The sequence below is a fragment of the Lentzea terrae genome (assembly GCF_003265345.1).
GTDB lineage: Bacteria > Actinomycetota > Actinomycetes > Mycobacteriales > Pseudonocardiaceae > Lentzea > Lentzea terrae.
This window is the reverse complement of record NZ_QFWW01000034.1, coordinates 206681-230759: the sequence shown is the minus strand read 5'-3', so window position 1 is coordinate 230759 and position 24079 is coordinate 206681. Positions and strand designations below refer to the sequence as shown.

Annotated in this window: 26 protein-coding genes; 12 read left to right on the top strand and 14 right to left on the bottom strand. The window is 68.7% G+C overall.

Going from position 1 to position 24079, the window contains the following annotated elements; translation table 11 throughout:
* Positions 1-562 precede the first annotated feature (562 nt).
* A complete protein-coding gene (locus tag DI276_RS42865; protein ID WP_119724501.1) occupies positions 563-1018 on the top strand; it encodes a hypothetical protein in 456 nt (151 codons plus the stop codon).
* 310 nt (positions 1019-1328) lie between these two features.
* On the opposite strand, the gene DI276_RS42860 is transcribed toward DI276_RS42865, so the two are convergent.
* The 7 genes from DI276_RS42860 to ruvC form a co-directional block, all read right to left on the bottom strand.
* Positions 1329-1820, bottom strand: a complete 492-nt coding sequence (locus tag DI276_RS42860; protein ID WP_112274814.1) for an adenine phosphoribosyltransferase — start codon at positions 1818-1820, stop codon at positions 1329-1331.
* Between the two features lie 23 nt (positions 1821-1843).
* Complete coding sequence (gene secF, locus DI276_RS42855; protein ID WP_112274812.1) at positions 1844-2998, bottom strand: protein translocase subunit SecF; 1155 nt, start codon at positions 2996-2998, stop codon at positions 1844-1846.
* A gap of 1 nt (position 2999) precedes the next feature.
* Positions 3000-4772 carry a protein translocase subunit SecD gene (secD, locus tag DI276_RS42850; protein ID WP_112274799.1) on the bottom strand — a complete coding sequence of 591 codons (1773 nt, stop codon included), beginning with the start codon at positions 4770-4772 and terminating at the stop codon, positions 3000-3002.
* A 129-nt stretch (positions 4773-4901) separates the two neighbouring features.
* Positions 4902-5255, bottom strand: coding sequence for a preprotein translocase subunit YajC (gene yajC, locus DI276_RS42845; protein ID WP_198681255.1), 354 nt, complete (start codon positions 5253-5255; stop codon positions 4902-4904).
* A gap of 89 nt (positions 5256-5344) precedes the next feature.
* On the bottom strand, positions 5345-6370 hold the full coding sequence (ruvB, locus tag DI276_RS42840) for a Holliday junction branch migration DNA helicase RuvB (RefSeq protein ID WP_112274788.1): 1026 nt from the start codon (positions 6368-6370) through the stop codon (positions 5345-5347).
* Positions 6367-6948, bottom strand: a complete 582-nt coding sequence (gene ruvA, locus DI276_RS42835) for a Holliday junction branch migration protein RuvA (protein ID WP_112274786.1) — start codon at positions 6946-6948, stop codon at positions 6367-6369. The genes ruvB and ruvA overlap by 4 nt, the downstream gene beginning before the upstream one ends.
* A 30-nt stretch (positions 6949-6978) precedes the next feature.
* Complete coding sequence (ruvC, locus tag DI276_RS42830; protein WP_198681254.1) at positions 6979-7545, bottom strand: crossover junction endodeoxyribonuclease RuvC; 567 nt, start codon at positions 7543-7545, stop codon at positions 6979-6981.
* 147 nt (positions 7546-7692) lie between these two features.
* Between ruvC and DI276_RS42825 the strand changes: the two genes are divergently transcribed.
* Genes DI276_RS42825 through DI276_RS42815 form a run of 3 tightly spaced genes read left to right on the top strand, consistent with a single transcriptional unit; the run spans position 7693 to position 10419 of the window.
* Complete coding sequence (locus DI276_RS42825; RefSeq protein WP_232837305.1) at positions 7693-9177, top strand: diguanylate cyclase domain-containing protein; 1485 nt, start codon at positions 7693-7695, stop codon at positions 9175-9177.
* The gene (locus tag DI276_RS42820; RefSeq protein ID WP_112274777.1) at positions 9174-9605 is read left to right on the top strand and encodes a cupin domain-containing protein; all 432 of its coding nucleotides are present in this window, start codon (positions 9174-9176) and stop codon (positions 9603-9605) included. Before DI276_RS42825 ends, DI276_RS42820 begins: the two co-directional genes overlap by 4 nt.
* 10 nt (positions 9606-9615) lie before the next feature.
* On the top strand, positions 9616-10419 hold the full coding sequence (locus tag DI276_RS42815) for an alpha/beta fold hydrolase (protein ID WP_112274775.1): 804 nt from the start codon (positions 9616-9618) through the stop codon (positions 10417-10419).
* On the opposite strand, the gene DI276_RS42810 is transcribed toward DI276_RS42815, so the two are convergent.
* Entirely contained in the window at positions 10403-11275 is an 873-nt protein-coding gene (locus tag DI276_RS42810) for a hypothetical protein (RefSeq protein ID WP_112274773.1), read from the bottom strand. The two genes, DI276_RS42815 and DI276_RS42810, sit on opposite strands and share 17 nt — an antisense overlap.
* Before the next feature lie 82 nt (positions 11276-11357).
* Between DI276_RS42810 and DI276_RS42805 the strand changes: the two genes are divergently transcribed.
* Positions 11358-11783, top strand: a complete 426-nt coding sequence (locus DI276_RS42805; protein WP_112274771.1) for a MarR family winged helix-turn-helix transcriptional regulator — start codon at positions 11358-11360, stop codon at positions 11781-11783.
* An 84-nt stretch (positions 11784-11867) separates the two neighbouring features.
* Positions 11868-13220: an FAD-binding oxidoreductase gene (locus DI276_RS42800; RefSeq protein ID WP_112274768.1), complete on the top strand. Its 1353-nt coding sequence runs from the start codon at positions 11868-11870 to the stop codon at positions 13218-13220.
* 6 nt (positions 13221-13226) lie between these two features.
* Here DI276_RS42800 and DI276_RS42795 read toward each other — a convergent pair whose 3' ends face one another.
* On the bottom strand, positions 13227-13910 hold the full coding sequence (locus DI276_RS42795) for an SDR family oxidoreductase (protein ID WP_112274870.1): 684 nt from the start codon (positions 13908-13910) through the stop codon (positions 13227-13229).
* Between the two features lie 50 nt (positions 13911-13960).
* Here DI276_RS42795 and DI276_RS42790 point away from each other — a divergent pair, with 50 nt between their 5' ends.
* Positions 13961-14995, top strand: a complete 1035-nt coding sequence (locus DI276_RS42790; RefSeq protein ID WP_232837304.1) for a serine hydrolase — start codon at positions 13961-13963, stop codon at positions 14993-14995.
* 112 nt (positions 14996-15107) lie between these two features.
* Here DI276_RS42790 and DI276_RS42785 read toward each other — a convergent pair whose 3' ends face one another.
* From DI276_RS42785 to DI276_RS42775, 3 genes are read right to left on the bottom strand one after another with little or no spacing between them, the layout of a single operon-like run.
* Positions 15108-15914 carry a sugar phosphate isomerase/epimerase family protein gene (locus tag DI276_RS42785; RefSeq protein ID WP_198681261.1) on the bottom strand — a complete coding sequence of 269 codons (807 nt, stop codon included), beginning with the start codon at positions 15912-15914 and terminating at the stop codon, positions 15108-15110.
* A complete protein-coding gene (locus DI276_RS42780; RefSeq protein ID WP_232837303.1) occupies positions 15896-16900 on the bottom strand; it encodes a dihydrodipicolinate synthase family protein in 1005 nt (334 codons plus the stop codon). The genes DI276_RS42785 and DI276_RS42780 overlap by 19 nt, the downstream gene beginning before the upstream one ends.
* Before the next feature lie 22 nt (positions 16901-16922).
* Positions 16923-18065, bottom strand: a complete 1143-nt coding sequence (locus DI276_RS42775; RefSeq protein ID WP_112274757.1) for a Gfo/Idh/MocA family protein — start codon at positions 18063-18065, stop codon at positions 16923-16925.
* A 122-nt stretch (positions 18066-18187) separates the two neighbouring features.
* Here DI276_RS42775 and DI276_RS42770 point away from each other — a divergent pair, with 122 nt between their 5' ends.
* The 3 genes from DI276_RS42770 (at position 18188) to DI276_RS42760 (ending at position 21642) form a co-directional block, all read left to right on the top strand.
* On the top strand, positions 18188-19204 hold the full coding sequence (locus DI276_RS42770) for a LacI family DNA-binding transcriptional regulator (protein WP_112274868.1): 1017 nt from the start codon (positions 18188-18190) through the stop codon (positions 19202-19204).
* Between the two features lie 108 nt (positions 19205-19312).
* Positions 19313-20620: a hemolysin family protein gene (locus tag DI276_RS42765; protein ID WP_112274755.1), complete on the top strand. Its 1308-nt coding sequence runs from the start codon at positions 19313-19315 to the stop codon at positions 20618-20620.
* Between the two features lie 14 nt (positions 20621-20634).
* A complete protein-coding gene (locus DI276_RS42760; RefSeq protein WP_112274866.1) occupies positions 20635-21642 on the top strand; it encodes a hemolysin family protein in 1008 nt (335 codons plus the stop codon).
* 159 nt (positions 21643-21801) lie between these two features.
* Here DI276_RS42760 and DI276_RS42755 read toward each other — a convergent pair whose 3' ends face one another.
* Together DI276_RS42755 and DI276_RS42750 are read right to left on the bottom strand one after the other, a co-directional pair.
* Positions 21802-22251, bottom strand: coding sequence for an SRPBCC family protein (locus tag DI276_RS42755; protein WP_112274753.1), 450 nt, complete (start codon positions 22249-22251; stop codon positions 21802-21804).
* The gene (locus tag DI276_RS42750) at positions 22248-22565 is read right to left on the bottom strand and encodes an ArsR/SmtB family transcription factor (protein WP_112274746.1); all 318 of its coding nucleotides are present in this window, start codon (positions 22563-22565) and stop codon (positions 22248-22250) included. The genes DI276_RS42755 and DI276_RS42750 overlap by 4 nt, the downstream gene beginning before the upstream one ends.
* 44 nt (positions 22566-22609) lie before the next feature.
* Here DI276_RS42750 and DI276_RS42745 point away from each other — a divergent pair, with 44 nt between their 5' ends.
* Both DI276_RS42745 and DI276_RS42740 read left to right on the top strand, forming a co-directional pair.
* Positions 22610-23503, top strand: coding sequence for an ornithine cyclodeaminase family protein (locus DI276_RS42745; protein ID WP_112274745.1), 894 nt, complete (start codon positions 22610-22612; stop codon positions 23501-23503).
* Entirely contained in the window at positions 23500-24072 is a 573-nt protein-coding gene (locus DI276_RS42740) for a dihydrofolate reductase family protein (protein WP_112274744.1), read from the top strand. Before DI276_RS42745 ends, DI276_RS42740 begins: the two co-directional genes overlap by 4 nt.
* The last annotated feature ends 7 nt before the right edge of the window (positions 24073-24079 follow it).

Here is a 24079-nt window from a genome sequence, read left to right as displayed (position 1 = left end):
CACCGCCGGCGGCGGCCCAGCCTGCCGCCGCACCTCCTCGGCCTTTCGGCGCTGCTGTTCGGCTTCGCGTCGTTGGTCCGAGCCACGTCCGAGTTCGCGTAACTTGCGCAGATCGACAGGGGTGCCTGCACCGCCCTTGCCACCCACTGCGGGGCTGTGACGTGGCGCAGGAGGTATCGCGGGCGCGGTTGCCTGTGCAGTCGGAGCCGGACGCGGAGCACCATCAGGATTGGCACGCAACAACCGCGCCCGAGCCTGCGCGCGCTCCCGTTCCTCACGCTGTTTGTCCGTCACCGCGGGCGCGGCCCTGTTCCCAGGCTGCCTGCTGTCCGACTGGCCCAACCTCGCAGACGGCGAACCGCCACGACTCGTGGCCGCAGGCCGAGCATGCGAGGACAACCGCTGTGCCAGCGGGACACCGGCTGAAGGCTTGCGCAGCCCCGACTTCGCCACGATCTTGCCAGCCGCCCCGTCACGCGCCTTGACCGACGACGTGCGTTGCGCACGGGGGTCGGTCGGCCGCTGTACCACCCGCGGACGAGGTGCCTCAGGTGCCCGGGCTGTGGAGCGCATCACCGGTTTGGGCGTCGACTTCCGCGCATCGACGGGCTTCGGCGCGGGCTTCAGCGACTTGGCCTGGCGTGGTTTCGAGGTCAGCGCTCGCGAAGGTGACTGCTTGACGCCCTGCTTCGGAGGCGTCGTCCTGGTTGCGGACGCCTTGGGCGTTGAGGCCGGTGGCTTCGGCGCCGATTTCTTCACTGCTGCCTTGGGCTTCGCTGCCGGCTTCGGTGCCGGTGGCTTCGGCGCCGGTTTCTTCAGTGCTGCCTTGGGCTTCGCTGCCGGCTTCGGTGCCGCCTTCTTCGGCGCGGCTTTCGGCTTGCTCTTCGCGGCGGGCTTCTTCGCCGCGGGCTTCTTCGCTGCCGGCTTCGGCTTGGCTGCAGCCTTCTTCACGGCCTTCGGCGCAGCGGCGCGGGTGCTCTTGGCGCTCGACGGCTTCGGCGCGGCCTCCGCCTCCTGAGCACCCAGGGCACCGAACGCCAGCGTCAGAAGACCACCCGATGCGGCGTACAGCGCTGCCCGGCCTATCCGGCTTTCCTTGGACGTCACGACCGAATTCCTCCCCACAACACAAGGTCCGGTGAACGGAGATGCGCGCGGCAGAACCGTCACACCCGCCGGTGCGATTGCGGTACAGAGAGGATGCAAGGGGAGACCACGACGACTGCACCGCTGGGCGAATTCGCGGTGAGACGGGGGCGCCCCCGCGCCTCAACCATGAGGCGCGGGGGCGCGAGAAGTCCTGTGGAGCGGGAACTATCCGGTCAACGCTAGACGGCGAGCAGCGCGTTGACCTCACGCCCGGCGAGCCTGGAGCGGCCGCCCAGGGCCGTGATCTCCAGCACCACCGACACACCCGTCACGATGCCGCCGGCGCGCTCCACGAGCGTGCAGGCGGCCTCTGCGGTGCCACCCGTGGCGAGCACGTCATCCACCACGACGACGCGCTGGCCGGGCTGGATGGCGTCGGCGGGCAGTTCCAGCGACGCCGTGCCGTACTCCAGCGCGTACGACACCGAGTCGGCGACGACCGGGAGCTTGCCCGGCTTGCGCAGCGGCACGACGCCGTAGCGCCAGCCGTAGCCCAGGGCAGCACCCAGGAGGAAGCCGCGCGACTCGATGGCGGCGATCACCTGGGTGCTGTCGTCGATCTTGTCCTGCAGGGCGTCGACCACGGCGCGCAGGGCGTCCGGGTCGGCGAGGACGGGCGTGAGGTCCCGGAAGACGACCCCCGGCTGGGGGAAGTCGGGGACCTCACGCATCAGTCCCAGAGCTGGTTCCAACTTCAACGCTGACGCTTTCCGGTCGGGCGGCGACGGGCGTCCGCGGCCTTGGCGGTGCGGTGGGGCACCGCTGCGGCGGCGGCCATCGCCTCTTCCTTGCGCAGGTCGGAGGCGAGGGCGTCCTCGTCGACCGACTCGATGCCCTCGGCGGTCTGCGGGCCGGAGGCCTTGGCGCGGCGGGAGGCCACGCGCTTGGCCTGCGCGATGTACTTCGGGTCGCGCATCTTCAGGTCCACCAGCACCGGGGTGGCGATGAAGATCGAGGACAGGGCACCGACGAACATGCCGACGAGCTGCACGAGCGCCAGGTCCTGCAGCGTGCCGACGCCCAGGATGCCGACGCCGACGACCAGCAGGCCGATGACCGGCAGCAGCGCGATCAGCGAGGTGTTGATCGAGCGCATCAGGGTCTGGTTCAGCGCCAGGTTGGCGGCCTCGGCGTAGGTGCGACGCGTCAGCCCCAGCAGGCCTCGGGTGTTCTCCTTGACCTTGTCGAACACGACGACCGTGTCGTACAGGGAGAAACCGAGGATGGTGAGCAGACCGATGACCGTCGCCGGCGTCACCTCGAAGCCGACGAGCGAGTACACGCCCGCGGTGATGATGACGTCGTGGAAGACGGCGACGAGCGCGCCGACGGCCATCTGCCACTCGAAGTAGAACACCAGGAACACCGTCACCAGGACGAAGAACCAGAACAAGGCCCACAGGGCCTTGACGCTGATCTCGCCACCCCAGGACGCGGACACGGCGCTGTCGGAGATCGCGCCCTGGCCGCCACGCGGGTTGGCGTCCTGCGCGAGACCGGCCTTGAGCTGGGCGACCTCGTTGATCGTCAGCGTGCTCGACTTGATCTGGATGGTGGCGCTGTCACCGGAGCCGACGGCCTGCACGGAGGTCGGGCGCTTGCCCGACAGGGCCTTCGCGAAGGCGTCTTCGACGGCGCCCACCGAGATCGTCTGCCCGGAGGCGGAGACCGACGGCATCGAGATCTTGGTGCCGCCCTTGAAGTCGATGCCCAGGTTGAACTGGTTGAACACCATCGAGCCGATGCAGACCAGCAGGATGATGCCCGAGACGATGTACCAGCGGGTGCGCTTGCCGACGATGTCGAAAGCGCCGTTGCCCACGTAGAGGCGCGTGAACACGTTGCCCATGTCAGGCCTCCTTCGCGGCGGCGGACTTGCCGGACATGCCGGCGCGGTGGGACGCACCCTCGCGCAGGGCGCCGCCCAGGCCGGACAGCTTCGGGTTGGAGAGGAACTTCGACTTGGAGGCCAGCGCGACCAGCGGGTGCGTCACGAGGAACACGACCACGAGGTCGAGGACCGTCGACATGCCCAGGGTGAACGCGAAGCCCTTCACCTGGCCGACCGCGATCACGTACAGCACGGCGGCGGCGATGAAGCTGACCGCGTCGGCGGAGAGGATCGTGCGGCGGGAACGGACCCACGCGCGCGGCACGGCTGAACGGAACGTTCGGCCTTCACGCACTTCGTCTTTCAGTCGTTCGAAGAAGACGATGAACGAGTCGGCGGTGATACCGATCGCGATGATGAAACCGGCGATGCCCGCGAGGTCGAGGGTGAACCCGATCCAGCGGCCGAGCAGCACCAGCACGCCGTAGACGATCACACCGGACAGCGCCAGCGACAGGATCGTCAGGATGCCCAGGAGGCGGTAGTAGAACATGCAGTAGACGAACACCAGCGCAAGGCCGAGGCCACCCGCGATCAGACCGGCCTTCAGCGAGGCGAGGCCCAGCGTCGGCGAGACGGTCTGCGCCTCGGAGGCGTCGAAGGACAGCGGCAGCGCGCCGTACTTCAGGGTGTTCGCGAGGCTCTGCGCCTCCGGCAGCGTGAACTTGCCGCTGATCTCGGTGGAACCACCGGTGATGGCCGACTGGATGGTCGGCGCGGACATGACCTCACCGTCGAGCACGACCGCGACGGCCTGCTGCACGTTGGCGGCGGTGAACTTGCCCCACTTCGTGCCGCCCTCGCTCTTGAAGTCGAGGTTGACGACGTAGCCGGTGCCGTTCGGGTTCTTGTTGGCCGCGGCGTTGCTGATGTCCTCACCCGACAGGCGGGAGTAGGTCGAGAAGTCGTCCGCCTTGGTCTGGGTGTCTTCCTTGGGCGGGTTGACCGGCGCCAGGATGTACTTGTACGCGCCCTTCTCGCCACAGGTGACGAGCGGCTTGTCCAGGTCGTCGTTGCCGCGCAACGGGTCCGGCTTCGTGCAGTCCAGCATGAGCGCGGCCTGCTGCAGGATCTGCTGGTCCGTGGCCTGGCGCAGCGCCTTGGCCTCCTGGATCTCCTTCGCCAGCTTCGGGTCGACGTTGGAGGGGGCGGACGGCGTGGTCGGCGGCGTGCTCGCGTTGGAGGACGGCGGGGTGCTCGACGGCTGCGCGGCCAGGTTCGGAGCGGGGCGGCCCTGGGGGGCGCCGCTCGACGGCGGCGAGGCGGTCTGACCGGAGGACGGCGGCGTGCTCGCGCCACTCGACGGCGGGGTGCTCGACGACGGCGCCTCGGTGTTGGGCGCAGCGGCGGCCGGGATCGGCTGGCCGAGGACCTTGCGGAACGACAGGCGGGCGGTCTGGCCGAGGCCCTTCGCGCCTTCGCTGTCCGCGCCGGGCACGGTGATCGTCAGGTTGATGCCGTCGCGCACGACCTCGGCACCGGAGACACCGAGACCGTTGACGCGCACCTCGATGAGGTCACGCGCGCGGTTCAGCGCCTCCTCGCTGGGCTGGGCACCGTCTTCCTGACGCGCGGTCAGCGTGACGATGGTGCCGCCCTGGAGGTCGATACCGAGCTTGGGTTTGGCCGAACCGTTCCCGGTGAAGAACACCAGGGCGTAAAGAGCGACCACGATGAGGACAAAACTCGCCAAGTACTTCGCAGGGCGAATTTGCCCGGCCGGAGGTGCCACGATCCGTCCGTCTCCTAGTAGCGATGGTTTCCGAGCGCGCAGCGTAACGCGCGCCGCGTGAGCTGGGCGTCACTACCTGGAGTTGGCGGATTTCACAGTTGCCAACTCCAGGAGTGCAAGCCTATGCAGTTACTTCTTGGCGTTGTGGTCCAGGGGCTCGGCGACCTGTGCGGTGGTCGGCTGCTCCTCGGCCTCGTCGTCGTCCTTGGCGATGACCTCGCTCGCCTCGGCGGCCTTCTCGTCGACCTTCTCGCGAATGGCCGCGCGCAGCCAGCGCGTGACGACACCCTCGGAGATCTCGATGTCGATGGTGGTGTCGTGGCTCGCGTCGGCGACGGTGCCGTACAGGCCAGACGTGGTCATGACCTTGTCGCCCGGAGCGAGCGAGCTCTGCAGCTTCTGCTGCTCGGCCATCGCCCGCTTCTGCTTGCGCGCGCTGAGGAACAGCGGCACTGCCAGCAGAACCAGCAGCAACGGAAACATCAAAGAACCGATGTCCATCATTCTCCGATCAGTGGACATGCCTCGACGCACATCCGATATGTCCAGGTGCTTTCACCGATTGTGCCAGGTCACCACAGTTGATCACCGGCGGGCGGTTCCAGCCCCAGGTGGTGCCACGCGGCCGGCGTCGCCACTCGGCCGCGCGGTGTCCGGGCCAGCATGCCAGCCCGCACCAAATACGGTTCGCACACCTCTTCCACCGTGGTCGGCTCCTCACCGACCGCGACGGCGAGCGTTGACACCCCGACCGGGCCGCCGTTGAAGCTCTTGACCAGGGCGTGCAGGACCGCGCGGTCGAGCCGGTCGAGGCCGAGCTCGTCGACGTCGTAGACCTTCAGCGCCTGCTTCGCGATCTCTTCCGTGACCCTGCCGTCGGCCCTGACCTCGGCGAAGTCCCGGACGCGGCGCAGCAGCCGGTTCGCGATGCGGGGTGTGCCGCGTGACCGGCCGGCGATCTCGCTCGCGCCGTCGTCGTGCAGGTCGACGCCGAGGATCTTGGCGCTGCGCTTCACGATGAGGTCCAGCTCGTCGGCGCTGTAGAACTCCATGTGGCCGGTGAAGCCGAAGCGGTCCCGCAGCGGCCCGGTCAGCGCTCCGGACCTCGTCGTGGCTCCTACCAGCGTGAACGGCGCGATGTCGAGCGGGATGCTGGTCGCTCCTGGGCCCTTGCCGACGACGACGTCGACGCGGAAGTCCTCCATGGCGAGGTACAGCATCTCCTCGGCCGGGCGGGCCATCCGGTGGATCTCGTCGATGAACAGCACATCGCCTTCGACGAGGTTGGACAGCATCGCGGCCAGGTCGCCCGCACGCTCCAGGGCCGGGCCGCTGGTGATGCGGATGGCTGAGTTCAGCTCCTTGGCGATGATCATGGCCAAGCTGGTCTTGCCCAGGCCGGGAGGGCCGCTGAGCAGCACGTGGTCCGGTGCCGTGCCGCGACGCATGGCGCCGTGCAGGACCAGTTCGAGCTGTTCTCTCACGCGTTGCTGGCCGACGAACTCGTGCAGGTCGGCCGGTCGGAGGCTGGTCTCGAGGTCGCGCTCGGCGGGCGCGGCGAAGGGGCTGAGTTCGTCCTTGGGCTCGTCCTCGGTCACTTGCGCCCCAGGGTCGCGAGCGCCCGGCGCAGGACGGCGGACGTGGACTGGTCCGGGTTGTCCGCGAGGACGCTGTCGACGGTGGCTTCCGCCGACTTGGCCGGGAAGCCGAGGCCGAGCAGCGCTTCGACCACGTGGTCACGCGTCTGGCTGTGCGCGGGCATCGTGGGCGTCGGCAGGGCGCCGACCTTGTCGCGGAGCTCGATGATGAGGCGTTCCGCGCCCTTCTTGCCGATGCCCGGGACCTGCGTCAGCACGGTGATGTTGCCTTCGGCGAGCGCGTGCCGGAGCTTGTCCGGTTCCAGCACGGCGAGCGTCGCCAGCGCGATCCGCGGGCCGATGCCGCTGACCGTCTGGAGAAGCCCGAAGAGCTCGCGGGCTTCGGCGTCGGCGAACCCGAACAGCGTCAGCGAGTCCTCGCGGACGATGAGCGTGGTGGCGAGGCTGGCCTCCTCGCCGCGGCGGAGGGTGGCGAGCGTGCTCGGGGTCATCTGGACGGCGAAGCCCACCCCGCCCACCTCGACGACGGCGTGGTCGAGGCCGACGTGCTGCACCTGGCCGCGCAGTGACGAGATCACCTGGTTCCTCCGGACTTCACGTGCTGGACCTTAGTTCGTGCGCTTGGCGGCTTCGGCGAGCCGGGCCTTGTGGATGCGGGCCAGCTCGGCGGCCTTGGCCTGCGCTTCCTCCATGCGGTTGCGCATCGGTGCGCGCCAGTGGTGGCAGATGGCCAGCGCCAGCGCGTCCGCCGCGTCGGCCGGCTTCGGCGCCACCTTCAGCCCGAGCAGCTTCGTCACCATCGCGGTCACCTGCGCCTTGTCCGCGCGGCCCGACCCCGTGACGGCGGCCTTCACCTCGGACGGCGTGTGGAACTCGACCGGCAGGTTCCGTTGCGCCGCAGCCAACGCCACCACGCCGGAAGCCTGCGCGACCCCCATCGCGGTGCGGACGTTGTGCTGCGCGAAAACGCGTTCGATGGCGACGACGTTCGGCTGGTAGCGATCAAGCCATTCCGCAACGCCGATGTACAACTCGTGGAGACGCACGGACAGAGGAGCGTCCACGGGCGTGCGCAGTACGTCGACGGCGACGGCGCGCACGGTCCGGCCAGGCCCGCCGTCGACGACGCCGAAGCCGCACCTGGTCAGACCGGGGTCGACCCCGAACACCCGCACAACAGCTCCCCGGATCGCCGAACGAACAACAGTTCGAACCATATCCGGTGCACTCGTGAGGGACTTGCACCGACACGTGTTCGACACAGTTCGACAAGTCCACGTCGCCATCACTACGGTGGTCGGGTTTCGATCACAGGAGACGCGGTGAAGAGGTTCTGGCTCGTTGTGGGGTGCGTCGGCACCTTCATGACGATCACCATCCTCACCGCGCTCGCCGCGCCGCGTGAGGTCGGCCTCGCGATCGACAAGGTCGTGCAGCTCGTGTTCGCCGTGGCGGCGTTGGTCGCCTACTGGCGGTTGCGCAACCGTTGGATGACGGCGGCCATGGCGAGCCTCACCGTCGGGCTGTCCGCGTGGATCTGGGGTCAGCAGATCATGGGCGTGCAGCTGCCGACGTCCACGATCGCGCCGCTCGGGTTCACCTTGGTGCCGGTGCTGTGCCTGGCCGCCGTGGTCGTGGAAGCGCAGAAACGCCGCGCCGACGATCTGCTGCCCAACTACCGCAGCCGCACGGTCGTGGTGCTCGACGGGCTGATCGTGATCGGGTCGCTGTTCGTGCTGACGTGGGTGTCGGCGCTGGAGTCGCTGACCCGCGCGTGGGCGACCTCTGGCCCCGGTTTCGCCACGGTGGTCGCACATCCCGCCGCATACCTCGTGCTGCTCGTAGCCATCGTCGTGATGTCGTGGACGCATCAGTCCGTGCGTCAGTGGCCGATGTTCTTCGTGGCACTGGCCGGTGTCGCGCAGTCGTCGTCGGGCTGGGTGTTCGCGTTCTACATCTCGAAGGGCATCACGGCGATCCCGGCGACCGCGGACATCGGCTTCATGCTGTGCCCGGCCTTCTTCTTCCTCAGCGCGCTGGCACCGTCACGCAACCGCGAACCGTCGTCCGGCCGCATGCGCATGGCCGACCTGCTGCATCTGCTCGTGCCGTACCTGCCGCTGGCGATCACTGGTCTCTTCATCATGTGGAACACGGCGACCGGCGGCCGCCTCAACCCGGTGGAGATCTACGTCGGCCTTGCCGTCGTGTGCCTCGTGATCGTGCGTCAGTTGCTCACGATGATGGACAACGTCCGTTTGATGGACCAGCTCCGTGTCTCTCGCGAACAGCTACGGCACGAGGCGACGCACGACCCGTTGACGGGCGTCGCGAACCGTTCGCTGTTCCGCGACCGGTTGGATTGTGCTTTGGCGGTCCGGGATCGTTCGCGGCCGTTGATCCTCTTGTTCATCGACGTCGACGGGTTCAAGGCGGTCAACGACGGGTTCGGCCACGCCGAGGGCGACATCGTGCTGCGGAACGTGGCGGCGCGGCTGGAAAACTCGGTGCGACCGGACGACACAGTCGCCCGGCTCGGCGGCGACGAGTTCGGCGTGCTGGTCGACGGCGGCGATGCGGACGAGATCGGCGCGCGGTTGCTCGGCGCGTTGTCACATCCGCACGAGGTGCACGGCCGCGTTCATCACGTGCACGCCAGTATCGGTGTGGCGCAACGGCTTTCCTACGATCCTGTTGTTACGGCCGACGACGTGCTCGGTGCCGCGGACGCCGCGATGTACACGGCGAAGCGGCTCGGCAAGGGCATGGTCGTCGTGCACGGTTCACCGCTTCCGGAGATGACGTGACCCCTGAGCAGTTGATTTCCTCGCTGGGCATGCAGGAGCTCCCCGTCGAGGGCGGCTACTTCGCGCAGACCCACCGGTCCGCCGAGGCGTCCGCGATCGCGTACCTGCTGCAGTCGCCGGACTTCTCGGGCATGCATCTGTTGTCGCACTTGGAGATCTACAACTTCCACGCCGGGTCGCCGTTGCAGATGGTGCTGCTCTTCCCGGACGGTTCGGTGTCCCAGCCTTTGCTGTCCGCCACCAACCCGCAGGTGGTCGTGCCCGCCGGCGTGTGGCAGGGCAGCGCTCCGGCCGGTGACTGGTCGTTGGTCGGCACGGTGGTGGTGCCGCCGTACACCGACGACATCGTCTCGTTCGGCCACGCGGACGACCTGTGCGCGCGTTATCCCACGCACGAGGCTGTTATTCGGCCTTTGTGCCGCTTCTAGGATCTTGGGTATGGCGATCATCCCGCTCAACGGCATCGAGCTGAACGTGCAGACCGAGGGCACCGGCGAGCTGGTGGTGCTGGTCATGGGCACCGGCAGCCCGGGCCGCGTCTGGCGCACGCACCAGGTGGCCGCGCTGGTGCAGGCCGGCTACCGCGTCGCCTACTTCGACAACCGCGGCATCAAGCCGTCGTCCGAGTGCGCCGACGGCTTCACGATCCACGACATGGTCGCCGACACCGCCGCGCTCATCACCCATCTCGGCGGCCCGGCCCACGTGATCGGCACTTCGCTCGGCGCTCGCGTCACGCAGGAGCTGGCGTTGGCCCACCCTGCTTTGGTGCGTTCCGCGGTGATGATGGCGACCGCCGGCCGTCCCGAACCGGTGCAGCAGGCGTGGTCGCGCAGCCTGATGGACCTGTACGACAAGGGCGTCGAGGTGCCGCCGTCGTTCTACGCGGCGGCCTCGGTGATGCGGAACCTCTCCCCCGCCACGCTGGCCGATCCTGTCGTCGCGTGCGACTGGCTGGAGATGTACGAGTTCGGCGGCTCCTCCATCGGCCCCGGCGAACGCGCGCAGCTCGCGTTGAGCGACCACGAGCCGCGCCTGGAGGCTTACCGCGGGATTTCGGTGCGCTCGCTGGTGATCGGGTTCGCCGACGACCTCGTCCTGCCACCCCGCCTGTCACGCGAGGTGGCGGACGCGATCCCCGGTGCTCGCTACGCCGAGGTCGCCGGGTGCGGGCACATCGGGTACCTGGAGCGGCCGGACGAGGTGAACCGGCTGCTGGTCGAGTTCATCGGTCGAGGCTGAACTCGTCCGTGCGCTCCCCCTTGAGCAGCACGTCCAGGTAGCCGCTCAGCACATAGGTGCCGTGCGGCGTGCGAGCTGCCGTGGTCGGCGCGGTCTTCCACTCACGCTGGGACTTCACCTTCCAAGTGCGGGTGTCGAGCACGGTGACCGCGTTCTTCCCAGGCGCACCAAGACTGTTGGTGACCACCACGAGCCCGTCGCGGGTCAGCGTCAACCCGTCCGCGCCCACCAGTTTCGGTGCGGGCAGCTCCTGGACGAGCCCACGGGTGACCTTGAACAACGTGCCGTCGGTGTAGTTGCCCGTGACGAGGAATCCCCTGGGGTCCCAGACGATTCCGTTGTTGCCGATGGCCGCCGCGAGCCGCGGGTCCGCAGCGAACGCCGAGACCTCGCCCCCGAGTGACACCTTCCAGATGGTGTCGCCCGCCGGCCCGGTGACGTAGGCGTTGCCGACCGGGTCGACCGCCACGTCGTTGGCACCGTTGGGCACGTCCACGAACTTGATCGGACGCCCGGTGCGCAGGTCGAAGACCCCGAGCCCGGACTGGCCTGGCACCGACCGTTCGCCGAAGCCGATGTCCCCGTACGCGACGAGCAGCCGGCCGCGGTCCACCTGGATGCCGAACGTGGACACCATCTTCGTGCCCGTGACCAACGGCCGAACACTGCCATCCGCGCGAACCAGCGACACCGTGCCGTGGCGCACGGAGCTGACCAGGAACTGGCCGCGCGACGGATCCCACTGCACGCCCTCGGGGTGCAGCGACGGCGACATCCCCTCGATGTGCCGGGGCGCGGCCACCGCCGTGCCCGTGAACAGCAACAACGCCGCCATGACGGCAAGCGCGATGCGCATGTCTGCCCTCCAGTAAGAGCTCTGACAGCTATCAGAGTTCTGATAACTATCAATACTCTTACCACACTCCTACGATGAGCGGATGCGCAGCAGCGAACGGATCGGCGGAGACATCAAGCGCGCCGAGCTGGAGCTGATGACCGCGAAGGCGGCCGCGGTGAAGCCGGCGGGCCTGACCGTGCCGCAGTACTCGGCCCTGCTGGCGCTGAGCGACCACCCCGGCGCCCCCGCAGCGGAACTCGCGCGGTTGTGCCTGGTCACGCCGCAGACGATGACGACGATCCTGCAAAACCTGGTCGCCATGGGCCTTGTGGAGCGCACACCGCACCAGTGGCAGCGCAACGTTCTGGAGAACCGGCTGACCGAGGCGGGCTACGCGACGTTCCGCAAGGCCGACAAGGGTGCTGTTGCGGTGGAGCAGAAGCTGGCCGACGCGTTCACCGAAGAAGAGCGCGCGCAGCTACGCGCGCTCCTGCAGCGATGCTCCGAGGTGCTCAGCGAGAGCTGAACCTTAGGGAGTTCTTACTGGACGAGCGCGCATCCGCCAGACGGCGCAACCTGTGTGACACCAGTCACCCACGGAGGGCCAGGCATGGAAAACTTCTCCGGCACCCTGCTCACCCCGAACGACGAGGCGTACGAGGCCGCGCGAGCCGTCTTCAACAGCGCCATCGAGACGAGACCGGCGGTGATCGCCCAGTGCGAGAACACCGCTGACGTGCAAGAAGCACTCGCGTTCGCGCAACAGAAGCGCATGCCGGTTGCGGTCCGCAGCGGTGGCCACAGCGTCGCGGGCGCGAGCCTCGTGCAGGACGGGCTCGTGCTGGACCTGCGCCGGATGAACGGCGTCTCGATCTCGCCCGACGCCCGCAGCGCCGTGGTCGGCGGCGGCGCCACGTGGGCGGTGTTCGATCGGGCCGCGCAACCGTTCGGGGTGGCCACGACCGGCGGCAGGGTCTCCACCACGGGTGTCGGCGGGCTGACGCTCGGTGGCGGGTCCGGCTGGATCGAGCGCAAGTGCGGGCTGGCGTGCGACAACCTGCTCGCGGTCGACCTGGTGCTCGCCGACGGCAGGACGGTGACCGCGAGCGAGACCGAGCACCCCGACCTGTTCTGGGCGTTGCACGGCGGTGGGGGCAACTTCGGCGTGGCCACGTCGTTCACGTTCCGGCTGCACCCGCTGCCGGAGTTCTCCATCGCGCTCATGCTGTGGCCGGCGGACGAGGGTGAAGCCGCCACCTGCGCCTTCCGCGACTTCGTGGAGAGCGCGCCGGAGGAGGCCGGTGGCGGCGCGATCTACCTGACCGGGCCGCCGGAGGACTTCGTACCCTCCGAGCTCGTCGGCAAGCTCTGTTGCGGTGTTCTCGTGACGTACCTGGGCACCGCCGCGGAACTGGAAAGCCTCATCGCCCCTCTGACGGCCCTGGAGCCGCGCGCACTGGTGCTGACCGACATCCCCTACGCCGACCTGCAGTCCATGTTGGACGATCCGCCCGGCTACCGGAACTACTGGTCCGCCGAGTACCTGCGGTCGTTGCCGGACGAGGCAGTGCGCGCGTTCTGCGCCGCCGCCGAACGGATGATCACCCCGTCCCCCTCCCAGCACGGCATGATCCCGTGGGGCGGCGCGGTCGCCCGCAACGCCGCCGACTGGCCGATGGCCAACCGCGACACGCCGTGGGTCGCGCACCCGCTGGGGCTGTGGGAGAACCCGGCGGACGACCAGCGGGCTCGGGACTGGGCGCACCACCTCCGCGACGTGCTCGCGCCGTGGTCCACAGGCGCGGTCTACCTCAACTTCATCGGCGACGAGGGCATGGACCGCGTCGTCGCGGGCTACGGCCGGCAGAACTACGACCGGCTCACCGCGATCAAGGCCGAGTACGACCCCAGCAACGTCTTCAACCGGTGGCACAACATCGTGCCGGCGAAGGTCAGCTCCTGACAGGGCTCAGCGGTGCGCGGCCTGCCCGGTTGGCCTGATCAGAATCTCGTTCACGTCCACCGTGGACGGCTGCGACACCGCGTAAAGCACCGCCCTGCCAACGTCTTCCGGCGCCAGCTTCGGGTCAGCGGCCCGCGACGCCGGAATGGCGTCGGTGTCGACCAGTCCGGGTTGGACGACGGTGACCCGCACGCCCGTGCCCACCGCTTCCGCCCGGATCGCCTGCGCCAGCCCGGTGATCGCCCACTTCGTCGCCGAATACAAGTTGCCTGGCCGCACCCCGCGCCCGGCCGCCGACCCGGTCAGCACCAGGTGTCCGCCGGACCGGAGCAACGCGGGCATCGCCGCACGAGCCGTGAAAGCCGGTCCGCAGACGTTCGTGACCACCATGTCCGTCCACTCGGTCGGCTTCGCGCCGGCGTCCGAAACGAACGAAGTGTCCACGGAGACGCCGGCGTTCGCGAAGACCACGTCGATCCGGCCCCATCGGGATTCCACCCGAGACATGAGGTCCTGCACGGACTCCCACGACGAGACGTCGCATTTCGCGTCCCACCCGCGGTCCCCGACAGATTCTTCGGCAGACCGGGACGCCCTGACGACGCGGTAGCCGGCATCGGCCGCCAACGCCGCCGTAGCTGCCCCGATGCCGCGGGAAGCACCGGTCACCACGAAGACCTGTTCCATGATCGCCAACCCTAGTCAGTGAACTGTCAGTGGCGCCTGTTTTGATGTTGTGCATGACTTTGAACCGCAGGTCCGTGTTCGGGCTGGGAACCGTCGCGGCCGCGACGGCCGTGCTCGGCTCCAACGGAGCAGCACAGGCACAGGAAGACGCGGAGGTCGAGATCGAACGGTCACCGACCACCGCCGACCGGTCACGCAGGCGCGTGGCGCAGATCTACCGGCGGCAGACCCGCAAGGCGCGGGGCACCTGGTCGTCGCTGATCACGATCGCCGACCTCGACGGCACCACGAAGTCCGCGGTCGACGAGAACGCCGACACGGTCGTCGAGGCCTACAGCGTCAACAAGATCGCCGTGGCGGTCGCCGTGCTGGACAAGGTGGACCGAGGGCTGATCAAGCTCGACCAGACGGTCACCGTGTCCTCCGCGATCGTCATCCAGGACACCGACGGGATCTTCGCGCTCGACGGCGCGTACCCGAGCGAGGTCACCATCGGGCACGCGCTCGCGAACCTGCTCACCGTCTCCGACAACACCGCGGTCCGGCTGTGCGGCCTGGTCGTGCCGGCGCTCGAGCTGAACCAGATCCTGCGGGACAAGGGATTCGTGCACACGCAGGTCGTGCCGGTCACCAACCCGAACCGGTTCTTCCTCGGCACCACGACGGCGCGCGAGACGCACACGTTGCTGCAGAAGCTGGTCGACGGACAGCTCCTGTCGGCGGCGTCGACGGCCTACCTGCTCAACATCCTGCGGGCCACGGCGAGCTTCACCGACGGCGTCCGGCTGAACCTCACGACCAACGAGCGGCTGCGCGTCGCCACGAAGGCCGGCTGGTTCGAGGACGGCCGAAACGAGGCCGGGATCATGTTCAGCGAGGACAATCGGGCAATCCTGATCTACTCGATGTTCGCGTCCGGCACGTTCGCCGGTGACAAGGCGCAGAACGACCAGGACTTCAGCACCACGCACCCTGCTGTCGCAGCTCGCGCCGAGCTCGGACGGTCCATGTTCGACGCGGTCATCAAGATCACGACCACGAAGCCGAAACATCGTGCAAAGGTTTACAGGATGGTCAACGGCGGCTGATTCCTGAGATTTATCTGAAAACTGGACCAAAGACCTCTGGTTTTCGGATATATACATACCAACGCCGGGGTCGGTCGTCGCCGCCGTCGACGACCGGCTTCCCCGCGTTGTTCTACAGCGCCGGTTCCACAATGGAGTGGTACCGCCGCGAAACCTCCTCGATCACCTCGTCGAAGTCCGCCGCCCAGATGTCGGCGTTGAAGATCTCCACTTCGATGTCACCGGCATAGCCCGTCGCGGCGACCTGCCTGGTCAACCGATCCAGATCGATATCGCCGTCGCCGGGATAACCGCGGCCCAGCAGCACGTCCGCCGGCACCGGCGTGAGCCAGTCACACACCTGGTACGACGCGATGTACTCCCCCGCGCGCACGATCTGCGCGTCGAGGTCCGGGTCCCACCACACATGTAGCGCGTCCACGACGACACCGACCGACTCGTGCTTCTCGGCGATGTCCAGCGCCTGCGCCAACGTCGACAACACGCCGCGGTCCGCGCAGAACACCGGGTGCATCGGTTCCAGCGCCAGCGTCACGCCCGCCGCTTTTGCCTCAACGGACAGTTCCGCGATGGCATCCGCAACGCGCTGACGTGCGCCGATGAGGTCCTTGTCGCCAGCGACGCCGCCGACGACCATCACCAGCGTGTCGGTCCGCAACGTCGCCGCTTCCTCGATCGCGCGCCGGTTGTCGTCCAGCGCGGCGCGGTTGTCGACCGCCGTCAGGAACCCGCCGCGGCACAACGACGACACCCGCAGGCCCGCGTCCGCGACGAGCTTCGCGGTGCGCTCCAGGCCGTGGTCCGCGACCGGTTCGCGCCACAACCCGATCGACGAGATCCCGTGCCGCACGCAGCCCTCGACGGCCTCGACGACCGTCGCGCGCTTGATCGTCGCCTGGTTCAGCGAGAGGCGAGCCACTGCTGCCACCGCCGTTCCGCGAACTCGGGTTCGATGACGCCCGCGATCTCCGCGAGCCGTTTCGCCTCGGCCAGGTGCTCGACGCTGCGGGCGGTTTCGAGGCCGTCGAGCAGCAGGAACTGGTCCTGGTGCCCAGCCAGCCACGCCAGGAAAACCACGCCGGTCTTGTAGTAGTAGGTCGGCGTGCTGAACAAATGGCGGGACAACGGAACCGTCGGCGCCATAATCCGGTGAAACTCGTCGGTGTCACCCTCGGCGAGCTTCTTCAGCGCCTTCGAAGCCACAGGTGCGATCGGGTCGAAGATGCCGAGCAACGCGTCGCTGTAGCCCTCGGCGTCGCCCGCGATCAGGTCCGGGTAGTTGAAGTCGTCGCCGGTGTAGCAGCGAACTCCGGCCGGCAGCCTGCGGCGCAGCCCGATCTCGTGGTCCGCGTCGAGCAACGAGACCTTCACGCCGTCGACCTTGTCCGGACGGGCCGCGATGATCGCGAGGAAGTTGTCGGTGGCCTGGTCGACCTCGGCCGCGCCCCAGTAGCCCGCCAGCGCCGGGTCGAACGCGGTGCCGAGCCAGTGCAGGATCACCGGTTCGCTCACGCGGTCGAGCAACGTCCCGTAGACCTTCTCGTAGTCCTCGGGGCCGCGCGCGCACGCGGCGAGCTGACGTGAACACATGAGCACGGGCTGTGCGCCCGCCTCCTGCACGATGTCGAGCTGTTCGAGGTACGCCTTCAACACGTCGTCCAGGTCGACTTCACCGGTGAGGTGGTCGGTGGCAACGCCTGCGCAGATCCGACCGGCCTTCTCCGCAGCGCTGCGGCGGATCAGCTCGGCGGCGGTCGGCCAGTCGAGGCCCATGCCGCGTTGCGCCGTGTCCATCGCCTCCGCGACACCCAGGCCGTGCGACCAGAGGTGGTGCCGGAACGCCAAAGTCGCGTCCCAGTCGACCGTCCGCTCGTCTTTCGCAACAACGTGTGCTGCGGCGAACACGATGCGCTCACATTGATCTTGGCTAGACATTCCCGATCTCCACGCGACGACCCTCCGAAGAGGACTGCAGCCCGGCGGCCGCCAGCGCGACGCCCCGTGCGCCAGCGCGGAAGTCGTGCGGGAACGGCGTGCCCTGGTAGACGTGCCGCAGGAACTCGGCCCACTGCACCTTGAAGCCGTTGTCGAACTCCTCGTTGTCCGGCACCTGCTGCCACTGCTCGCGGAACGGGTGCGTGACCGGGAGATCCGGGTTCCAGACCGGTTTCGGCGTGGCGGCGCGGGGCTGCACGAAGCACTCGCGCAGCCCCGCGACCGCACTCCCCTCGGTGCCGTCCACTTGGAACTCGACGAGCTCGTCGCGGCGCACCCGCACGCACCAGGACGAGTTGATCTGGGCGATGACGCCGTTCTCGATCTCGAAGATCCCGTACGCGGCGTCGTCCGCGGTGGCCTCGTAGGCGTTGTTCTGCTCGTCCCAGCGCGTCGGGATGTGCGTGACGGCCTTGGCGGTCACCGCCTCAACGCGGCCGAAGAGGTTGTGGAGCAGGTAGCTCCAGTGGCAGAACATGTCGATGACGATGCCGCCGCCGTCCTCCTGCCGGTAGTTCCAGCTGGGGCGCTGCGCTGGCTGCCAGTCGCCCTCGAAGACCCAGTAGCCGAACTCCCCGCGCACGCTGAGGATCCGGCCGAAGAAGCCGCCGTCGATCAACCGCTTGAGCTTGCGAATGCCCGGCAGGTAGAGCTTGTCCGCGACCACGCCGTGCTTGAGGCCCTTTTCGTCGGCGAGCTTCGCGAGCTGCAGCGCCTCGTCGACGGTCTCGCTGACCGGCTTCTCGGTGTAGACGTGCTTACCGGCTTCCAGGGCCTTGGTGATCGATTCGACGTGCTTCGACGTGACCTGCGAGTCGAAGTAGATCTCGACCGACGGGTCGGCCAGCGCGGCGTCGAGGTCCGTGGTCCAGCGCGCGAGGTCGTGCCGTTCCGCGATCTCCTTGAGCTTGTCCGCGTTGCGGCCCACGAGCACCGGTTCGACCTTGAGCACGGTCCCGTCCGGCAACCGCACGCCCTCCTCGCGCAGCGGGAGCAGGGACCGGACCAGGTGCTGGCGATATCCCATCCGTCCGGTGACGCCGTTGACCGCCACTCCAATGGTCCGAACCGCCATCGCACCTCCCTGGTAGCAGCGCTGGAAAGCGCTTTCCCGCCACGCTAATCGCGGTAGTTGACGGCCGTCAACCTCCGCGCGAGTTAGTCTCAGCGCTCACATGCACGTTGACGGAGGTGGTCGTGTCCGCACGACAGGTGACGCTCGCTGAGGTGGCCAAGCAGGCGGGTGTGTCGCTGGCGACCGCTTCGCGCGTGCTCAACGGCAGCACGCGACAGGTCAGCGAGGAGCTCAGCGACCGCGTCCTGCGCACAGCGGAGCAGCTCGGTTACGTACCGAACGCGTCCGCGCAGGCGCTGGCCCGCAACTCGAGCTCGCTCGTCGGGCTGGTGGTGCACGACATCACCGACCCGTACTTCTCCTGCATCGCGGCGGGGGTGACGCGGGTGGCCGAGGAGGCCGGGCTCGTCGTCGTCCTGGGCACGACCGGGCGCCGTCCCGAGCGTGAGGTGGAACTGCTTTCCACGTTGCGTGCGCATCGGGCCCGTGCGGTCGTGCTGGCCGGTTCGCGCACCACGGACCGTGTGGCGCAGTCCCGGCTCGCCGCCGAGATCGACGCGTTCACCGAGCAGGGCGGGCGGGTCGCGTGCGTGTCGCAGGCCAAGCTCGGTACCGACACGGTCGTGCCCGGTAACCGCGCGGGAGGCCGGGCGTTGGCTCGCTCGCTGGCGGAGCTCGGCCACAAGAAGTTCGCCGTATTGGGTGGACCTTCCGAACTCGTGGTGGCCCGCGACCGGCTCGCGGGCTTCAAGGCCGGTCTCGCCGACGCCGGTGTCGCACCGCCGGTGGTGATCAACGGGGCGTTCACCCGTGACGGCGGCTACGAGGCTGCTCTGCAGCTTTTGAGCTCGAAGTCGCGCGTTACCTGCGTGTTCGCCGTGACGGACGTGATGGCGATGGGCGCCATGGCCGCGCTGCGCGAACGCGGCGTGCGGGTGCCGGAGGACATGTCGATCGCCGGGTTCGACGACATCCCGACGCTGCGCGACACGGTGCCCGCGCTGTCGACCGTGCGGCTGCCCTTGGAGCAGATGGGCGAGATCGCCGCAGGTCTCGTGCTGGACGCTGGTGGTGACGAGGCCCGCACCGTCCGGGTAGCGGGCGAGGTGGTGCTCAGGGCCTCCACTGCCCACAATTAGACTCGTCTGGCTGTTCACGTACTTAGTCATGAGGAGTTGAGCCGTCCCCATGGGGTCTGGCCCTGGCTGGCATACCAACCCGGTCCCACGTTGCCTTGGAGCGCGTAGGTGACCGGAATCGTTCTGAGCGTGCTCGGTCTGCTCGCCGTCGTGGCGCTGACCGCCGGCACCTTCATCGCGGTGGCGGCGGAGTTCTCGCTGACCGCACTGGAACGCAGCACCGTCGAGCGGCACGTGAGCGAGGTCGGCGACGCGAAGGCGCGAACCATCGACCGTGCGCACCGGACGCTGTCGTTCCAGCTCTCCGGCGCCCAGCTCGCCATCACGCTGACCACGCTGATCACCGGTTACATCGCGGAGCCCGCGATCGCCGCACTGATCGAGCCGGGACTCACCGGTCTGGGCGTGCCGTCGTCGGTGGCCGGCTGGTTGTCGCTGGCGCTGGCGCTGGCGATCGCCACGGCGTTGTCGATGGTGTTCGGCGAGCTCGTGCCGAAGAACCTCGCGATCGCCCGGCCGCTGGAGACCGCACGGCTGGTGGTGGGCATCCAGGCGGGGTTCTCCACGGTGTTCCGCTGGCTGATCAACTGGATGAACAACTCGGCGAACTGGCTGGTCCGCCGCTTCGGCGTGGAGCCGGTCGAGGAGCTCGCCTCCGCGCGGTCGCCCGAGGAGCTCGGTGCTCTCGTGCGGACCTCCGCCGAACACGGAACTCTCGACCAGGGCACGGCCGTGCTGCTGGACCGGTCGTTGCGCTTCGGCGACCGCACGGCGGGCGAGCTGATGACGCCGCGCGTGCGAGTCGAGGCGCTGCGTGCCGACGCGACCGTGGCTGATCTGGTGCTGAAGGCTCGGGAGACCGGCTTCTCGCGGTTCCCGGTGCACGACGGGTCGTTGGACGAGGTGCGCGGCATTGTGCACGTGAAGCAGGCATTCGCCGTGCCCGCTGCACTGCGTGGGACGACTCCTCTCTCTGCTCTCACGCGGCCCGTTTACTCGGTGCCGGAAACGCTGGAGGGTGACGCGCTGCTGGACCGGTTGCGCGCTTCCGGCCTGCAGACCGCGCTGGTCGTCGACGAGTACGGCGGCACGGCCGGCATGGTGACGCTGGAGGACGTCGTCGAGGAGATCGTCGGCGACGTCCGCGACGAACACGACCGCCGCGAGGCGCCGCCGGTGCGCTCGCTGGGCAAGGACAGCTGGCTCGTGTCGGGGCTGTTGCGCGACGACGAGGTGGCCGAGGCGACCGGGTTCCACATGCCTGAGGGCGACTACGAGACGTTGGCCGGACTTGTGCTGGCCCGGCTCGGCCGGATTCCGGACGTCGGCGACGAGATCCGCGTCGACGGCTGGCGGGTGACCGTGATGAGGATGGACCGCCACCGCGTGGCCGAGCTGCGGGTGGTGTCGTCGTGAACTTCCTGATCGTCATGTTGTTGCTGGCGGGCAACGCTTTCTTCGTCGGCGCCGAGTTCGCCGTGATCACCGCTCGCCGCGACCGCCTGGAAGCGTTGGCGGACAGGGGTTCCGCGCGCGCTCGTACCGCGATCAAGGCGTCGCAGGAGCTGCCGTTGCTGATCGCCGGCGCGCAGCTGGGCATCACGCTTTGTTCGCTCGGTCTGGGTGCGATCGCCGAACCCGCGCTGGCGTCGTTGCTGGAGGGGCCCCTCGGCGCCGTTGGGCTGCCGTCGGCCGTGGTGCACGGTGTGGCGTTCGCGGTGGCGTTGGTCATCGTCGTCGCGTTGCACACGATCCTCGGCGAGATGGTGCCGAAGAACCTCGCCATCGCCGGGCCGGAACGGGCCGCGGTGTGGCTGGTGCCGGTGCACTACGGGTTCTCGCGGATGATCGCGCCGGTGCTGGCGATGTTCACGGCAGTCGGACGCTGGGTGCTGCGCCGGTTCGGGGTCGAGACCGTCGACGAGCTGGAGTCGGCGTACACGCCCGATGAGCTGGCGCTGCTGATCGGCCAGTCGCGTTCCGAGGGGCTGCTGGAGGACTCCGAGCACCGTCGGCTGGCGCAGACGTTGTCCTCCGCCGCACGCACGGTGGCCGACGTTTTGGTGCCGCTGGACCGGCTGACGACGGTGTCCGCCTCGCCGACCGTGGGCGAGATCGAGGCCGCGGTCGCCGCGACCGGGTTCTCGCGCTTTCCGGTGCTGTCGGATGCCGGGTTGATCGGGTACCTGCACGTGAAGGACGTGCTGGACCTGGAGGGTGCGGCGACTTCGGTGCCGCGTGCTCGGGTGCGCGGGTTGCCCGAGGTGCCCGCGGATGCCCGCCTGGACGAGGCCTTGGCCGCGTTGCGTCGGGCGCAGTCGCACCTCGCGCGCGCGGTTGGCGCTGACGGTGCCGTGCTGGGTGTCGTGGCGTTGGAGGACCTGTTGGAGGAGTACGTGGGCACCGTGCGCGACGGCACCCACGTGCGTTGGGTCTAGTGCCGTGACCGCTGGCCTTTGCCCCGTGTTCGGCGGTCAGACGGGTGCATCGTGGTGCCGGCCCCACGTCCTCGTACTGGTTGTACGGGGGCGTGGGGCCGGTGCCGCGAGGCGCCCTGCTGAGCGTCGAACACGCGGTGAAGGTCAGCGGTCACGGCACTAGCTCGTCAGGCTCTTGCCGAGCGCGTCGAGCAATCCGTTCGTGCCTTCCTCCCGCCACTCGGGCCGGTCGAGCTCGTCGAAGAACGCGCCGTGCTCGGTGATCGTGAGCGTGGTCTGGTCGCCGTCTTCCTCGAACTCGACGGTCGCGAGGCTGACACTCGTCTTGTTGTCGTTGGCGTGCATCGAGTACGTGGACACGATCCGCTCGTTGGGTCGAATGTCGTGGTACAGCGCGTTGTAGGCGTGCACCGTCCCGTTCGTGTCGGTGCTGGCCACGTGCTCGGTGCCGCCGACCCGGAAGTCGAGGGTGTGCCCCTGCGACTCCCACCCGTCGGGCGCGGCGAACCACTTCGCCTTGCTCGCCTGGTCGGCCCAGGCCTGCCAGACCTTGCCGACCGGTGCCGGGTAGGTGCGCTCGATGGTGAACGAGGCGTGCTTGATGCTCATGTCTCCTCCAGTAGTTCGCCGAGCCGGTCGAGCTTGCGTTCCCACTCGGTGCGCTGGTGCTGCAGCCACCGCTCGGCTTCGCGCAGCGCTCGCGGCTCGATCTGGCAGGTCCTGGTGCGGCCCTGCTTGCTGGTCGTGACCAGACCGGCCTCTTCGAGGACTTTCAGGTGCTGCACCACGGCCGGCAGCGACATGGCGAACGGCTCCTTCAGCTCGCTCACCGTCGCCGGCCCCTGGCACAGCCGCTCGACCATCGCGCGGCGGGTGGCGTCCGCCAGCGCGTGGAACAGCCGGTCGAGCTGATAGTTAAGCATGTCCTTAAGTATTATCCTGCGTGTCAAGCCCTGGAGGTTTCGCGATGACGATCGTGCTGGGGGCCGGGGACGTCGAGATCGATCTGCCCCGCCTGGCCGACGAACTGACCGCGGCGCTGCGTGCTCCGATCTCGCCTGGCCAGCGGGTGCGGGTGCCGGTGACCGCGGACGTCACGGCGATGATCCTGGTGCCGGGGCTGGCGCCGGACATACCCGCCTACACGGTGAAGGTGCACGCCAAGAACCCTCGGCGCTCCCCCGCCATCACCGGCGTGATCTGCCTGCACGACCTGGCTTCCGGTGATCTGCTGGCGCTGATCGACAGCGCCGGGCTCACCGCGTTGCGCACGGGGTTGGGCGGCGCGTTGGGAGCCCACGTGCTGGCGCGGCCCGAGGCGCGCACCGTGACGGTGATCGGCGCTGGGGCTCAGGGGCGGGCGCAGCTGGCGGCGCTGGCGGCGCTGCGGCCGATCGACTCGGTGCAGGTGCGGGACACGAACCCCGTGGCGGAACGGAAGTTCGTTGCTTGGGCGGAGGAACTCGGCATCGACGCCGGTGGGGCCGGGGAGATCGTGCTGATGGCCACCTGGTCACGGGAACCGGTGCTGCACCAGGTCGCGCCCGGCACCCACGTCACCAGCCTCGGTGCCGACGAGCCGGGCAAGGTCGAGCTGGCGCAGGAACTCCTCGACGACGCGTTGGTGGTCGTGGACGATCCCGAGCTCGCGCACGTTGCCGCGGACACCACGATCGGGGCGGTGCTGCGCGGCGAGCATCCCGGGCGGACCCGCGCGGATCAGGTCACCGTGTACAGCCCGGCCGGGTTGCCGATGCAGGACCTGGTGATCGCCTGGCATGCGTACCGCAACGCCTGTCGAAAGTCGCCCGCCGTGTTCGACGTGGGGGTGAGCCGGCGACAACAGGAGGCAGGGCGATGAGCAGGGTCTACACGGGGGCCAGCACCTCGATCGACGGGTACGTGTCGGGGCCGGACTTCTCCGGGTTCGAGCACCTCTTCAAGTGGTTCAACTCCGGCGACGTCGAGGTGGCCGGGATGAGGACGTCCCAGGCCAGTGCGGACTACTACGGCGCGTTGCTGGCGAACACCGGTGCCGGCGTGGTGGGGCGCACGCTCTACGACCACACGAACGGCTGGGGTGGGACGTCGCCGGTCGGGTCGCACACGGTGGTGTTGACACACCGGCCGTTGGAGGACAACGAGCACTTCACGTTCTGCAGCGAGGGAATCGAGAAGGCGGTCGAGATCGCGCGGTCGCACGCCGGATCGCGCGATGTCGTGGTCAACAGCGGGCAGATGGCCCGGCAGGCGCTCGACGCCGGGTTGCTGGACGAGGTCTGCCTGGACCTGGTTCCGGTGTTGCTGGGTGGAGGTACGCCGTTTTTTGCGCCTGGCAAGGGTTATGCGCTGGAGGGGCCGCTTTCCGTGGTGGAGGGTGTCGGGGTCACGCACCTCCGGTACCGGGTGCAGTACGAATCTCGAGCGTGACGCCGGT